Source organism: Wolbachia endosymbiont (group B) of Athalia cordata, assembly GCF_947251845.1.
Lineage (GTDB): Bacteria > Pseudomonadota > Alphaproteobacteria > Rickettsiales > Anaplasmataceae > Wolbachia.
This window is the reverse complement of sequence record NZ_OX366383.1, coordinates 1,160,667-1,175,459: the sequence shown is the minus strand read 5'-3', so window position 1 is coordinate 1,175,459 and position 14,793 is coordinate 1,160,667. Positions and strand designations below refer to the sequence as shown.

Below are 14,793 nucleotides of genomic sequence, written 5' to 3'. Positions count from 1 at the left end.
GATATTTAAATCTTAGTATAATGTCTATTGCCTTTGAATTTACTATGGCTATTCGCTATTTGCGAGCAAAGAATTCTAGATTTTGCTCTATAATGGCCTTGTTTTCTATTATTGGTATTGCTCTTGGAGTTGCAACGCTAATAGTAGTAATGTCTGTAATGAATGGGTTCAGAGCAAAGCTGCTCGACTCTGTACTTGGCATTAATGGCCATATTAATGTTTACTTTGATAGAAGCATAAATTCAGATTACCACGCAGTGTTAAAATCTATTGAGAAAATCCCAGGTGTATTAAAAGCTACTTCTATGACCAATGATCAAGTAATCGTTGCAGCAAATGGTGGAATTGCAGGTAGTGTAGTTCGTGGTGTATCAGCTAAAGACTTATTTAATAACACTACCGTTACAAATAATGTGATTGTGGGTAATGTGGAAAAATTCGATGAAGGAGTAATAATAGGGGCACGATTGGCAGAAGCCTTGAATATTGATTATGGTGATAATATTATACTTGTATCTCCTGAAGGATTTGATGTATTGCTTGATGAAATGCCAAGAATGAAAGAATATAAAGTTGTAGCAATATTTGATATGGGTATGTTTGAGTACGATAATACCTTGATGTATATGCCCATGAAATCAGCTCAGGCTTTTTTTAATTATAAAGATAGTGTGAGAAATATAGAAGTGTTTGTAGATGATATTGCTATGGCTAATAAGCTAGCAAACGCTATAGCAAAAGAAACAGGAATGAAAGCTGAAAGTTGGCAATCTCAGCAAAGCCATTATGTTAATGCTTTAAAAACTGAAAGAAATGTGATGTTTTTAATTCTTACTTTGATTATAGTTGTGGCAGCATTCAATATTGTTTCAAGTTTGATGATGATAGTGCAAGAAAAGAAATCCGCAATTGCAATTATGCGTACGTTTGGTGCAACAAGTGGAAGCATTATGCGGATATTTTGTGCTTGTGGGCTGTTAATTGGTTTTACAGGAACTTGTCTTGGCTCTGTTATAGGAGTTATTTTTTCTCTCAACATTGAAAATATTAGAGTGTTTTTAGAAAACATTACCAACATCAAGCTATTTGATCCTATGATATACTTTTTTTCAAGTTTGCCAGTGATATTAGTTTCTCAAGATGTAGTGAACATTTCTGCACTTGCATTGTTCTTGTCATTTTTAGCAACAATTCCTCCTGCATTGCAGGCAGCTGCACAAGACCCAGCGGAGATATTACGTTATGAATGATACTCGAAAAAAATGCATAGGTTGGTTCTTAATTATATTGTTATTTGTTAGCCATATTGCAATAAATAACATAATATTTTTCAAAATAAATCAGCAAGAAAGTGAAAATAGTATAAATGGTTTAACGGAGAAGATGGATGAACTTAGAGTATTGCTTGAAGTGAATCAATCTAGGGTAGAGAAAAGGATATTTGACTTAAAGAGAAATCTGCACACTCAATGTGAGCAAGGTGATGGTAGTTTAAGGCATAAGAACCTCGCAAAGTTGCTGCTACTTGTGATTAAGATGAAGAATTCGTTATTGCGAGAAGCCAAGTTTGATAATCATATAAATTCAATAAAGCCTTTGATATCAGAGCTTGACGATCCAGAGATAGAAAATGCAGTAAATGAATTGGAAAATTTGAAAGAGGTAGATACTTTACGCGGGTTGAAATTGTCTTTTGAGAAGAACATGACTGTTATTAACTACAATAAAAGTAACTTGTTTAAAAAAATCATTTCAAATTGGATAAAGATAGATGATCGTAGTGATCCACTCAGGTTAAAGCTTGCGGAAATTGAAGAATTAATAAGCGATAATGATTGGCAGAGCATAGCCACCGCAATAAGTGACTTAACATACCCAGAATTCAAATCATGGCTTAATAAATTGAATGATTTTATTGTAGCTTTCAAGAATACTTCAATAATATATCGTCACTTATTACAATACATCTCATGATTTATTTTATAATTTTTGCTTTTTCGTTTTTATTTGGCATATGGATCAAGGTAAGTGGTGAAGTAATAAAATTGGAATTAGGCAATTACACTATAAGTATTGATCTATATTTCGTTATTCTTGCTTGCGTAGTCTTATTATTTTTATTGATTGCAGTTGCACGTTTTTGTTCTTCTATTTCATCAACATTTGCTAACATAAAAAATAGAAGAAGAAGTAGGGAAGAATTGCTTCTCTTTGAAGCTTTCTTTAGCTTAGACTTAGGTAATATAGAGAACACCAATAAGCTAATTAAAAATCTAAATGAAGAAAGTGATAAATTATCTTTAGTAAAGCTCTTTAATTCAGGTAAAACGGGAAATTACAGCTTTTTCAGCCATAATTTAACGAGTATTGCAAGTAAAAATCGCAACTTAGCTCTACTTCTGATAAATAAACTGATTATTCACCTAAAGCAAGAAAGGTTAGTCTTTCAAAAATTTATAGAATATTGCTCTAGTTCAATTAATGATAAAATTTTGTCTATTCCCTTTCAAATAGAGCATTGTATATTGCAAGAAGATTGGATAAATGCAATTTCAAAGTTAAAGGAAGCTATCAAATTCAATATTTTTCTTCCCTTTGATCGTAAAAAGATGTTAGCGGTTTTTTATTGCGCTTTAGCAAAGCAATACGAAAGTAAAGGAAGTTTTTACAAAGCTATAGATTATTTAGCTAAAGCACAAAGTTATTATGCAACTTTTCAGCCCATCAATTATTTAAAGGCAGAATTATATATCAAGCTTGAAAAAATCAGAAAAGCTTCCACAGTATTAGAGGAAGAGTATAGAGTAAATCCTACTCCTCAATCAGCTAGAATGTATATCAAGTTAAATAATAAAGGCGCTGAAAGACTATATAACTTACGCCCTGATTATTATTTTAGTTATTGCTTGCTTGCTTTGTCTTCAATTAGCTTAGGGAAATATGATCTTGCAAGTCATCATTTAGATATTGCTATGAAAAAAGCTAATTACATATCAATCTACCTTGTTATGGTACAGCTCAAGATTATGTTGCAAGAGTATGATCAAGCAATTTATTGGTTAAACAGGATGGACTCAGAAGCTGTGCCTGATCCAGGTTGGAAATGTGCTGATTGTAATAAAGAGCTAAAGCAATGGGATTATAAGTGCTCAAGTTGCAATAGTCTTAATTGTATTTACCTTATATTATAAGACTCCATAAGGTGTGATACTTTTACATCGAGATTGCTTTAATATAATCTTTATCTCAAAACAGTAAATCTGTGAGTTTCTTAATTAGGTTTGACTCCAATGTCAAAAAAACTTGTTTTTAGACATTACCAGTTATATATTTTAATAAATTAGAATTATATACAAAATGAAGAGCTTAAAGGAATTATCCTTAAGAATTAAAAATATTAAGTCTGTGCAGAAAACCACGAAAATAATGCAAATGGTTTCTGCAGCAAAATTATTACAAAGCCAAAAGAAATTATCAAATTCAAAATTGCATATATCTAAGCTGCATAGCATTATTTCTTCACTAGCGCTATCAGCGGATCAAGAGTTACTAGCAAGAATTCTAAATATCAATAATGAAGATTCTTTCCTAGTATTTATTATTGCATCTGATCGTGGTTTATGTGGCAGCTTTAACTCCTCTGTTGTTAAATTCAGTCAGGAGCATATAAACAAATTAATTGCAAATGATAAGAAAGTAGACATTGTTTTTTTTGGTAAGAAAGCTTTTGAGACAGGCAAAAATAGATTTAATTCTAAAAATATCTTGAAGGTTGAAAATAGTAAGGGAATCAAACTAAAGCGTGTGGAAGCCTTGGTTAGTGATATAGATCTAAGTAAATACAATAAAGTTAAGGTTTTTTACAGTAAATTCTATAATACCTTCATGCAAAAGCCAATATTAGAAACAATAAAACCATGGAGTAAAGACTCATTATTAATTGATAATTCTGTAGTTAGTCCTCTAACAGATTACGGCTATGAGTATGAACCACAAAATATTGAGTTTATTTTAAAATCTTTGACTCAAGATTATGTTACAGCTGCTCTTTATTCTGCTTTACTTGAAAGTGCAGCAAGTGAAAATAGTGCTAGGATGGTTGCTATGGAATCAGCAAACAGAAATACAAAAGAAATGCTAAATAAACTAGCATTACTTTATAATCGTTCTCGTCAAGCAGCAATTACAACTGATTTGATTGAAGTTATAGGTGGTGCAGAATCTTTATAGAAACTCAAGGAATGAAAAATGAATATATTAAATATTGCAGCAGATATCACTAAACTAATAAAAAAGCAGAATCAAGACGCAGAAGTTACAATATATGAAACTAATAAGACCTCGGTTTCTCAGCGTCTATCAAAAATTGAACAAATATCACAATCTAGAAACTGTACTGTCGGAATTAGAGCTATAGCAGGTAATAACAAAGCTGCGTATATTTCCACAAACGATTTGAATAATCTTAGTAGTGCAGTGAGCCAAGTGGTGGAAATGGCAAAGAATGCCCAGGAAGATCCTTATATTAGTTTTGCTGTAGATGGCAGTAATTATATCTCTTCTGCAGATTTAAATATCTCAGATAATAATGTTGTAACAATTGATAAATTAAAAGAAATTACTGAAGCTACAGAAAATTCAGCTCTTGCACATAAAAATATTATTAATTCCGAAGGAGCTTCATCTTCACATACTTCAGTAAATACAGTATTATCAACCGTTTCTGGTTTTGTTGGTTCATTTAGTAAGTCAACTTTTGTTAATCAGGTTTCTGTTGTTGCTGGAGAAAAGAGTGAAATGAAAATAGGCTACGATTACGATGTAGCATGCAACTTCAGTGATTTAAAAACACCGGAGTCAATAGGGAAAGAAGCAGCAAAAAGAGCAATAGATCAATTGGGTTCATTTACAATCAGGACAGGCAAATTTCCGGTTGTTTTTGAAAAAAGAGCAGCAAAAGAGCTAGTAAAGAGCTTTGCTTCTGCCATAAATGGTAGCAATATTGTAAATAATAGCTCTTTTTTGAGAAATAGTTTAAATAATCAAATTTTTAATACTGAGATTAGCATTATTGATGACCCATTGTTACCAAGGGGTATAACATCAAGACCGTTTGACGGGGAAGGAATAATGAGCAGAAGAAATGAATTTGTAAAAAATGGAGTACTGCAAAACTGGATTTTAGATCTATATTCGGCTAGGAAATTAAACTTGGAAACGACCGCAAATGCAACTCGTGCAAGTAATGCTGCAATTATTCCTTCAGCTAGTAATTTCTATTTCAAAAATGGTAATAGATCATTTGAGGAATTAATTGAGGAAGTAAAAGAAGGAATATATGTAACTGATTTATTTGGTTTTGGTGTTAATTTAATCAATGGCGATTATAGTCAAGGTGCATGCGGATTTTTTATAGAAAATGGTAAAATAACGTATCCAATACACGAGATTACTGTTGCCGACAATTTGAAAAATATGTTTAGCAATTTAGTTGTTGCAAATGACCTAACTTTCTGTGGGCAGTTTAATTCACCAACGATTAAAGTTAGCGAAATGACAGTAGCAGGTTCACTTAGTGATTAAAAATTTTAGTTGCATTAAGTACAATAATTGTGTACTATTACTATGTAATGTTAAGAATAGACTATGGAGTATAGAAGTTTAGTTGCAGTAACTAAGCTTAAAGCATTCTAAATCGTAATTTCAAAGTTTTTCATCACATTAATAATATTAGTTAGTAGTTTAGGAGTTATCCATATGGAATTTGGTAATATAAAATGGTTTAATGTTGAAAAAGGCTATGGTTTCATCAAGCCAGAAGGTAAAGGTGAGGACGTTTTTTTACATGTTAGTACATTAGAACGTTCAGGAATAAGACCTGATGCACTTCGAGGAGAGGATAAAAAGAGAGGAATGAAAGGGGAAAGAGTAAGTTATGAGCTTAAAGAAGAGCGTGGTAGGAACGGAGAAGATAAAAAGTCTGCAATAAATTTAAGATTGGAAGATTAGTCTATCGTAAAGCTTTTTAATAGGGTAATGTATTGTGAGTAATTTTCATGAAATGGGGCTTCCAACTTTGCTTAGGCAAGCTCTAAGTAAAAATAATCTTTGTGTTCCAACCCCGATTCAGGTGCAAGCGATTCCTCTAGCTCTTCAAGGCAAAGATATTCTTGGGTCTGCTCAAACGGGAACTGGAAAAACCTTAGCGTTTGCTATTCCACTGGTTGCTAAATTGATGAATGAGCCAAGCATTGGTTCAGCTTTAGTCATCGTGCCAACCAGAGAGCTTGCTCATCAGGTAACAAGTGAGATAAGAAAACTCTTATCTCAAAGTTCTTTACTAAGAGTTGCTTTGTTGATCGGAGGCGAGCCTATTTTTAGGCAGCTAAATCAGCTTCAGAAAAAACCACAAATTATAATAGGTACTCCTGGTCGTATTATAGACCATATTGAGCGTAAAACTTTAGTTACTCGGAATGTTGGTATTCTTGTGCTTGATGAGACGGATCGTATGTTTGATATGGGCTTTGGAATTCAGATTGAAGAAATTATGAAGCATTTGCCTAAAATAAGGCAAACTCTTATGTTTTCTGCAACTCTTCCTGGAGAAATAGTAAAACTTACTGAAAAATATCTTAATCAACCAGAGCGTGTTTCTGTTGATTGCCAGGCTACAACTTCTGTAAAAATTAAACAAGAAGTTGTTTATGCATCAGAATCAGAAAAATATGGCAAGCTTGTTACACAATTATGTCAGCGCAAAGGATCGATCATTATTTTTGTCAAAACAAAGCGAGGAGCGGATCAGCTAGCTGACAAATTGCACAAAGATGACTATAGCGCTTTGGCAATTCATGGTGATTTAAGGCAGCACAAGCGTGAAAGAGTCATTGATTCTTTTCGTCGTGGCCGCAATCAAATCATGGTTGCAACAGATGTTGCTTCTCGCGGCCTTGATATTCCGCACATTCAACATGTTATCAATTATGATGTACCACAATCGCAAGCTGATTATGTTCATCGTATAGGTAGAACTGCACGTGCGGGAGCTGAAGGATTTGCATTATCTTTTGTTACACCTCAAGATAAGAGAAGACTGCCTGCACTAGCAGATAAAGAAGGAGAGCCAAATTTTGATTGTAGTATGCAATCTCAAAAACGTAACAGCAAAAAGATCTTTAAAAGGCCAAGTACGTTAAAGGCTAAATACGGTAGAAAAAAGATCAATGTATTTAAGAAGAAAAGCAGAGTACTAGAAAAAGCGTATTAATGTACTTAACTATTCTTCTATTCTTTAAAAGCTCCAGTAAACTTGCTGCAAAGTGAAGTGATTGGAGGATGGTAGAAAGAATATATAGCTAGCCCAAATTAGATTTACCTACAATTTGATAATCTTAATTCTGCTGCTTATAACGTTTTGAGATTATCACAACGGTATAATGTTAGGCTGTGTGGACTATAATCTGTAGCTTAATTCAATTTGGCTACAACGAGCTGCTAGATTTCAGTTTTTTTAATAATTGTGTGCTACTAATTATATATAAATTTACACTTTTAAAGAGAATAGATGATTTCTAAAAATTTAGAGGCAAGTTTAAATAGAGCGTTACAGATTGCTTCTGATTGTAAGCTTAAATATGCAAAAGTGGAACATTTGTTGCTAGCATTAACCAAAGATGTGGATGTAAATTATGTTTTATCAAGATGTAACATCAGAGCTGGTGAAATCATAAATATAGATAATATTATATTAAGGAATGATCGTGGTAATAATACAAAAGGTTTTTTACAAGACAACTCCGAATTAACTGTCAATAAAGTTGAGCCTGATGTGCTATTTCAACGCATAATACATAAAGCCATGATACAAGCTCATCGTCTGGGAAGAAAAGAAATAAATGGAGCAAGTATTCTATTAGAGATTCTGTCTGAGCGAGATTTATACATTGAAGAGCTATTACGCAAACAGAATGCAAAGGATTCTAATTTGATTTATAACATATCCAATATAAAATATTCAGGTGATATAGAAGAATATGTAACTAATCGCAAGATAAAACTTGATAAGAATAACGATATCTCTACTGTAGCAAATAAAGGTGAATTATTAAAAGATGAAGAAGTTCTACAAAATTATTGTAGAAATTTAAATGATTATGCAAGAAGCAAAAAAATAGATTATGTCATTGGTCGTGATTATGAATTAAATCGCACTATAGAAATCTTGCTAAGACGGAGAAAAAATAACCCTTTATATGTCGGAGAACCAGGTGTTGGTAAAACAACAATAGTTGAAGGCTTGGTATTGAAAATTATTGAAGGTAGTGTTCCGAGTGCACTGAGATCCAGCATAATTTATGCTTTGGATTTAGGATCACTTCTTGCAGGAACACGCTATAGAGGTGACTTCGAAGAGAGAATAAAATCTATAATAAAAGTAATTGAGGCAAAACCTGGCGCTATTCTTTTCATTGATGAAATACACACTATTATTGGAGCGGGTTCAACAAGTGGCAGCTTTCTTGATGCTGGCAATCTGCTCAAACCTGCACTTGCAAGAGGTGCGTTGCGTTGTATAGGTGCAACTACATATAGAGAATATAGCAATAGCTTTGAAAAGGATAAAGCATTAGCAAGGAGGTTTCAAAAAATTAATGTAAAAGAGTCTTCTATTAATGATACAGTAAAGATACTAGATGGTATAAAGCATTACTATGAAAGGTATCATGGAGTATATTACACGAAACATGCCATTAAATCTGCAGCTGAACTTTCACACAAGTATATTACTGGGCGAATATTACCTGATAAAGCAGTTGATGTTATAGATGAAGCAGGGGCATATTGTAAGTTACAAAAAAACAGGCGAAAAATTATAAACAGTAGAGATATTAAGAATACTATCACTAGGATTACAAACGTACCTTGCGAGCTTGATGATGTGCAAAGAGTAAAATCTTTGAAAGAAAATCTCAAGAAAGCCATTTTTGGTCAAGAGCAAGCGATAGAGTCTCTTGTTAATTCTATTAAAATTGCTAAATCTGGTCTGAGAAGTTACAGTAAACCCTTGGCAAATTATCTTTTTGCAGGACCAACTGGCGTAGGTAAGACTGAGCTTGCAAAGAAATTAGCACAGAATATGGGTATGAACCTTATACGATTTGATATGTCCGAGTATATGGAACCTCACACAATATCTAGAATGATTGGTTCCCCTCCTGGATATGTGGGTTACGACCAAGGTGGATTGCTTACAGAATCTGTATCTAACAATCAATATAGTGTGGTACTTCTTGATGAAATTGAGAAAGCTCATAGTGATATTTACAATATATTACTACAAGTCATGGATTATGGTTATGTTACAGATACTTACGGGCGTAAAGTTAATTTTTCCAATACAATTTTAATTATGACAACCAATGCAGGTGCATTTGAGCGTAGCAAAAGTTCTATTGGCTTTGGGTATAAGGACTTTAATATTGGTGATAGCGAAAAAGCAGTAGAACGGATTTTTAGCCCTGAATTTCGTAATCGCTTGGATGCAGTCATTTCTTTTTCTGACCTCAATTTAGATGTCATTTTGTATATTGTGGATAAATTTGTTCAAGAATTGAAAAAGCAACTTATGCAAAAGGGCATAAGTTGCTCAGTCGAAGAGGAAGTAAAGTTTTATCTTGCACAAACTGGCTACAGCAAAGAAATGGGAGCACGTCCGATAGAGAGGTTGATTGAAAAAGAGATAAAAAGTCATTTGGCTGAAGAAATGCTGAATCGTCAATTAATCAAAGGAAAGAAATTAAGGATTTATATGGATAAACAAGAAATTGCTTTTAATATAGTTTAAATTCTTGCTTGAGTATTAAATTTGTAGTATAAGCCTCATTTTTTAATGAGGCTAAAGTGGCAAGTTTAACTAGAAATCAATATTACAGTAATCAAGATTTACGGAATTTATTTTCAAGACTGGGAATAAAAGCGGAAGAAGTAATAAGCCAGGAGTTTGATGATGTAATTAAGTTAGTTGAGCGGCGCTTTAGAAAAGCTTCATTAAAATGTCACCCTGATAAAGTAATAGGAGAGAAAGAAAAAAAAGTAGCTGAAGAAAAGTTTAAAAAACTTAGTGCAGATAAAGATAAGCTAGAGCAATATCTTAATGCTTTAAAAGCAGCTGGCATATCTATACCATTACAGCAAGAAGAGCAAAGAAAAACCTATGAGATTTTATCACGTAGAAGTAAAGCTATAAATAGAGCATTTTTATTTTTTATATTAGCAAATGTGATACTTGGTCCGTCGCCTAAAGTCAAATATTGCTTATCGCAACTTGCTAACAGTGGCAAAGTGCAAAACATCGCTTCTCAATTTTATGCATTCAGCATAGGGATTTGGCCATTGTTGTTCATGATATCCTTTGGCATTATTTATGCAGCAAGTAAACAAAGTGGTTCACAAGAAGGAAATATGGATAGATTCAACCGAAGGTTTAATTTACTTATTGCTGCTGATAATTATGTGATATGTATTGCAGTAGCGTTTGCTGTGTGCAGTTTAGCATCGGAAATTGCACAAAATGGCTGGCCTGTTCAATATGGAACAATGCTGATAGTTAATTTGGTATTGGATTTATTACTGATTGCTTTACTTAGAACTTTTACGAAAGCTTCTGAATTATATAGTGAGCACTGCATCCAGCGTTTATACGAAGAAGATGCAGAATTTAGCTACAAGGAAAAGTTTGCATGGTATGACTATAAATTAGTGCTTATGCCGCTCATTCTTCCTATTGTTAAAATGTATTTTGAAGATTTAATTCAAGAAAAACCACAACAGCACACCACCGATCCTAAAGTTACACCTTTAAATATAGGTGTAGGAGCAAGAGTATAAAAAGGTCTTTGCTTCAACTATAGTTTTTGCTACACTTTAAGTAAATTTGAAGATGTTAATGAGTGAAGAAGTAAAACAAATCCTAAGTTATTACGAAAGTGAAAATCCTGGAGTAAAAGCAAATCTTGCTCGTATTCTTATGCATGGAAAACTTAGTGGAATTGGCAAGTTAGTAATTCTTCCTGTAGATCAAGGATTTGAGCATGGGCCAATAAAAAGTTTTGAAGTTAATCCTGATGCTTACGATCCGCATTATCATTTTCAGCTTGCAGTTGATTCGGGAGTAAGCGCATATGCTGCTCCGCTTGGTATGATCGAAGCTGGTGCTTCAACTTATGCTGGAATGCTACCACTTATTTTGAAGCTTAATAGTGCTAACTCCTTGCACTCAAAAAACTTAACTTCTGATCAAGCAATAACTGCTTCTGTAAAAGATGCGCTGCGTTTGGGTTGCGTAGCTGTTGGGTTTACTATATATCCTGGTTCTGCTAAGTGCTTCGATATGATGGAAGAAGCTCGCGAAATTATAGCTGAGGCTAAGTCTTGCGGCCTTGCCGTAGTGCTATGGTCTTATCCACGCGGTGAAGGAATTTCCAAAGAAGGCGAAACAGCAGTTGATGTTATTGCCTATGCTGCGCACATAGCAGCTTTACTTGGCGCTAATATAATCAAAGTAAAACTTCCAATTAACTATTTGGAAAGGGAGAAAATAGAAACAGAAAATATTGAGTCATTATCTAAAAGAATTGAATATGTTAAAAGATCTTGTTTTGCAGGGAAAAGAATAGTAGTTTTTTCTGGTGGCGAGTCGAAATCAGTGAATGACATATGCAATGAAGCGAAAGAAATTAAGCAAGGCGGTGGTAATGGTTCAATTATCGGGCGTAACACTTTTCAAAGAAAAAGAGAGGATGCTTTATCTATGCTAAAAGATATAATGGATATCTATGCATAAAAAACGGCTGGGTGGCAGAATGGCTTATGCGGAGGACTGCAAATCCTTTTATACCGGTTCAATTCCGGTCCCGGCCTCTTACTCCAATTAGATCGTTTTTTCTTCTGAAATTTTAACAAGAAGTGTGGCTTTTAATGAAATATTTAAAAAAATAAGATACTATATTCAAAATATAAGCAGTAAAATGCCAAAGAGATTAACAGAAGTTTTATTATTGATTGGTTTGCCCTTCTTGCTTACCAGTTGCACTTTTCACTATTTATTAAAGAGCTCGTATACTCATCTTGCACCAGAAAAGTACCCTTCATCCAACAAACAGCCGGTTTACGTCGGTACAGCTTACAGTGCACAGACTATATATAATGCGTTATTTAATGACTTTCTGTTAATAGGTAAGTCATCATTCACAGCCAAACATGGGCGTGCTAGTCAATATGTTAACTATGGAAGAGAAGTTGGAGCAGATGTGATAATCGTATCATTTCAAAATATGCAAAAGGATAAAGAGCATTTTAGCATCACAGAAAAACTATTATGGGACACAAGCTTAACAACATTTCATACAAGGACCATTATAAACTTTGATCAGGACGTACTCTTTCTAAAAAAGGTAGGTGATGCAAAAGCTCCATGGGAATATGTCAAAGGAGAGTTCAAGCTTCACGAAAAAGACGATACTGATCCATATCTAGGGAATTGGGTAGGGTATAGAATATGCAAGATTGCAATATCTTCTTCAGAAGATGAATACTTAGGATTTGTAAATGAAGATAATTGTAAAGAAAAATCTGGAATAAATAAGATGCTTGCTTGGAAAAATGGGGATGTAAGGTTGCGGATTAATAAACAATCAAAACAGGGATTTTATTTAAATCGAAATAAGATTCCTATACTAATAAAATCTCAAATTAACAAATTTGGCTACCTCGAATTAGTAGATAAAAATACTGATCAAGTTCTGGTTTCCCTTCAGAAAAATTAGTTTTTACTACTCATAGAAACTATATACTTACTATCTTGATAAACCTCAAGCTTTCTAAGTTATTCTTGTTGCATGGTAAAAAATAAACTAAAAATAAGCAAAGTGTTTTACAAAATGATATTACGTAATTTATTGTTTTTACTGCCGCCTGAAATTGCTCACTCCTTGGTAATAACGGCGTTAAAAAAGATGCCCTGTAGGAAACCTATAGAACTACCTAAGTCTTTAAATGTAAACTTTTTTGGTAATAAAATTAGGAGTCCTGTAGGTCTTGCTGCAGGTTTTGATAAAAATGCGGAAGTTGTAAAGCCGATGCTCTCATTTGGTTTTGGATTTATTGAGGCTGGTACTGTAACTAAACATCCCCAATATGGAAACAAAAAACCGAGAATTTTTCGATTAATTAAAGATGAAGGAATAATTAATAGATTGGGATTTAATAATAAAGGAATAGACTATCTTCTTAAACAGATCAGCGAAGCTAAGCTTGATGATTGCATTTTTGGCATCAATATAGGAAAAAACAGTACATCAAAGGATCAAATAAGCGATTATGTTGAGTTGCTAAAGATAGTATATGGAAAGAGCAATTATATAGTACTGAACATCTCATCTCCAAACACACCTAACTTGCGCAATTTGCACAATAAACAAGAATTATCCAAATTGTTGAAATCTATCACTCTAACCCGAAAATCAATCGATAGCTCTGAATCCATACCGATAATATTAAAAATTTCTCCAGATATAGATCAGCAAACAAAAGAAAATATCGCTGAGCTTACACTAGAATATAAAATTGACGGCTTAATAGTAAGCAACACTACGATAAGTCGAGATTCTTACTATAATGAGAGCGGTGGGTTGAGTGGCAGACCATTGTTTCAACTTTCAACTGAGTTATTGAGTGATATGTACAAGCTTACTAAGAGCAGAATTTTATTGATAGGATGTGGGGGAGTTTCAAGTGGTGTTGACGCATATGAAAAAATAAAGGCAGGAGCTTCTTTAGTCCAGCTATACACTGCTCTTGTATACCAGGGGCATCAAGTTGTGAACAAAATTAACCTGGAGCTTGCGGAACTAGTAAGAAGGGATGGATTTAGTAACGTTACTGAAGCGGTGGGTTGTATACATTAATTTTGGAAGTGGTGGTATTATTTTAATAAAATAAAACTAATTCTCTGGTATAAAGGTGGTAGAAAGCGTTTTTCTTTTGAATGATGAACATGAAAGTTTTGAACGATATAATATCTAAAGTTATTAATTATAAATTTACAGATCATGCAATATTAGAAGAGGCATTAACCCATCCAAGCGTAAATAAAAGGAATAGCGAAGACCAGATCGTAAGCTACGAAAGGCTAGAGTTTTTGGGCGATAGTATTTTGAACATGGTTGTATCTGCTATGCTGTTTAAAATGTTTCCTGAAGAAAAAGAAGGAGCATTGGCAAAAAGAAAAACGGATTTAGTTTGTGGTAGTACCATTGCTAATGTTGCTAAAGAAATAGAGTTAGGTAACTTTATCATCATGAATAATAGTGAACGTTGCAACGGAGGGAAATGTAACTTAAAAAATTTAGAAAATTCGCTTGAGGCACTAATAGGTGCAATTTATATTGACGGTGGACTTGAGAGTGTTGAAAAATTTATTATCCGACATTGGGAAAAGCTAGCTAAAGACATCCTCGATCCTCCTCAAGATCCTAAAACTTCACTGCAAGAGTGGACTCAGAAAAACAAATTACCTTTACCAGAGTATGAACTTGTAAAACAAACTGGACCAGCACACAATCCTGAGTTTACTATATCAATTTTCATAGAGAATTATGGCAAAGTTTCTGCATGCGCTTCTAGTAAAAAAATTGCTGAACAAAAAGCTGCTGAGTTGATGCTAGAAAAAATTAGAAAAAACGACTCATTTTAAGCAAAATAGACACTAACATAAATTTTAAGTAAGTGAAT

General features: G+C 33.5%; 13 protein-coding genes and 1 tRNA gene. All 14 read left to right on the top strand.

The window, feature by feature from the left end; genetic code table 11:
• The first annotated feature begins 20 nt into the window (after positions 1-20).
• Complete coding sequence (locus tag OPR30_RS05395) at positions 21-1,250, top strand: lipoprotein-releasing ABC transporter permease subunit (RefSeq protein ID WP_264377639.1); 1,230 nt, start codon at positions 21-23, stop codon at positions 1,248-1,250.
• On the top strand, positions 1,243-1,974 hold the full coding sequence (locus tag OPR30_RS05390) for a hypothetical protein (RefSeq protein ID WP_265030580.1): 732 nt from the start codon (positions 1,243-1,245) through the stop codon (positions 1,972-1,974). Before OPR30_RS05395 ends, OPR30_RS05390 begins: the two co-directional genes overlap by 8 nt.
• Positions 1,971-3,191: a tetratricopeptide repeat protein gene (locus tag OPR30_RS05385; RefSeq protein WP_265030579.1), complete on the top strand. Its 1,221-nt coding sequence runs from the start codon at positions 1,971-1,973 to the stop codon at positions 3,189-3,191. The genes OPR30_RS05390 and OPR30_RS05385 overlap by 4 nt, the downstream gene beginning before the upstream one ends.
• A 166-nt stretch (positions 3,192-3,357) precedes the next feature.
• Entirely contained in the window at positions 3,358-4,230 is an 873-nt protein-coding gene (gene atpG, locus OPR30_RS05380; protein WP_264377641.1) for an ATP synthase F1 subunit gamma, read from the top strand.
• Between the two features lie 18 nt (positions 4,231-4,248).
• A complete protein-coding gene (locus OPR30_RS05375) occupies positions 4,249-5,583 on the top strand; it encodes a TldD/PmbA family protein (RefSeq protein ID WP_265030578.1) in 1,335 nt (444 codons plus the stop codon).
• Between the two features lie 174 nt (positions 5,584-5,757).
• The gene (locus OPR30_RS05370; RefSeq protein WP_264336822.1) at positions 5,758-6,009 is read left to right on the top strand and encodes a cold-shock protein; all 252 of its coding nucleotides are present in this window, start codon (positions 5,758-5,760) and stop codon (positions 6,007-6,009) included.
• 34 nt (positions 6,010-6,043) lie between these two features.
• Positions 6,044-7,270, top strand: a complete 1,227-nt coding sequence (locus tag OPR30_RS05365; protein ID WP_012481988.1) for a DEAD/DEAH box helicase — start codon at positions 6,044-6,046, stop codon at positions 7,268-7,270.
• Positions 7,271-7,567: 297 nt separating this feature from the next.
• On the top strand, positions 7,568-9,847 hold the full coding sequence (locus OPR30_RS05360; RefSeq protein WP_265030577.1) for an AAA family ATPase: 2,280 nt from the start codon (positions 7,568-7,570) through the stop codon (positions 9,845-9,847).
• A gap of 56 nt (positions 9,848-9,903) precedes the next feature.
• Positions 9,904-10,890, top strand: a complete 987-nt coding sequence (locus tag OPR30_RS05355) for a molecular chaperone DnaJ (RefSeq protein ID WP_265030576.1) — start codon at positions 9,904-9,906, stop codon at positions 10,888-10,890.
• A 58-nt stretch (positions 10,891-10,948) separates the two neighbouring features.
• Positions 10,949-11,845: a class I fructose-bisphosphate aldolase gene (locus tag OPR30_RS05350; protein WP_010404347.1), complete on the top strand. Its 897-nt coding sequence runs from the start codon at positions 10,949-10,951 to the stop codon at positions 11,843-11,845.
• 5 nt (positions 11,846-11,850) lie between these two features.
• Positions 11,851-11,922, top strand: a tRNA-Cys gene (locus OPR30_RS05345).
• A gap of 107 nt (positions 11,923-12,029) precedes the next feature.
• A complete protein-coding gene (locus OPR30_RS05340; protein ID WP_006015735.1) occupies positions 12,030-12,827 on the top strand; it encodes a hypothetical protein in 798 nt (265 codons plus the stop codon).
• Between the two features lie 72 nt (positions 12,828-12,899).
• The gene (locus tag OPR30_RS05335; protein WP_264377646.1) at positions 12,900-13,967 is read left to right on the top strand and encodes a quinone-dependent dihydroorotate dehydrogenase; all 1,068 of its coding nucleotides are present in this window, start codon (positions 12,900-12,902) and stop codon (positions 13,965-13,967) included.
• An 89-nt stretch (positions 13,968-14,056) separates the two neighbouring features.
• A complete protein-coding gene (gene rnc / locus OPR30_RS05330) occupies positions 14,057-14,755 on the top strand; it encodes a ribonuclease III (protein ID WP_264374804.1) in 699 nt (232 codons plus the stop codon).
• Positions 14,756-14,793 lie beyond the last annotated feature (38 nt).

Excerpts from the sequence above, each read along its gene's own strand:
- OPR30_RS05395 (WP_264377639.1), top strand. The coding sequence starts at position 21 with ATGTCTATTGCCTTTGAATTTACTATGGCTATTCGCTATTTGCGAGCA.
- OPR30_RS05390 (WP_265030580.1), top strand. The coding sequence starts at position 1,243 with ATGAATGATACTCGAAAAAAATGCATAGGTTGGTTCTTAATTATATTG.
- OPR30_RS05385 (WP_265030579.1), top strand. The coding sequence starts at position 1,971 with ATGATTTATTTTATAATTTTTGCTTTTTCGTTTTTATTTGGCATATGG.
- atpG (WP_264377641.1), top strand. The coding sequence starts at position 3,358 with ATGAAGAGCTTAAAGGAATTATCCTTAAGAATTAAAAATATTAAGTCT.
- OPR30_RS05375 (WP_265030578.1), top strand. The coding sequence starts at position 4,249 with ATGAATATATTAAATATTGCAGCAGATATCACTAAACTAATAAAAAAG.
- OPR30_RS05370 (WP_264336822.1), top strand. The coding sequence starts at position 5,758 with ATGGAATTTGGTAATATAAAATGGTTTAATGTTGAAAAAGGCTATGGT.
- OPR30_RS05360 (WP_265030577.1), top strand. The coding sequence starts at position 7,568 with ATGATTTCTAAAAATTTAGAGGCAAGTTTAAATAGAGCGTTACAGATT.
- OPR30_RS05350 (WP_010404347.1), top strand. The coding sequence starts at position 10,949 with ATGAGTGAAGAAGTAAAACAAATCCTAAGTTATTACGAAAGTGAAAAT.
- OPR30_RS05340 (WP_006015735.1), top strand. The coding sequence starts at position 12,030 with ATGCCAAAGAGATTAACAGAAGTTTTATTATTGATTGGTTTGCCCTTC.
- OPR30_RS05335 (WP_264377646.1), top strand. The coding sequence starts at position 12,900 with ATGGTAAAAAATAAACTAAAAATAAGCAAAGTGTTTTACAAAATGATA.
- rnc (WP_264374804.1), top strand. The coding sequence starts at position 14,057 with ATGAAAGTTTTGAACGATATAATATCTAAAGTTATTAATTATAAATTT.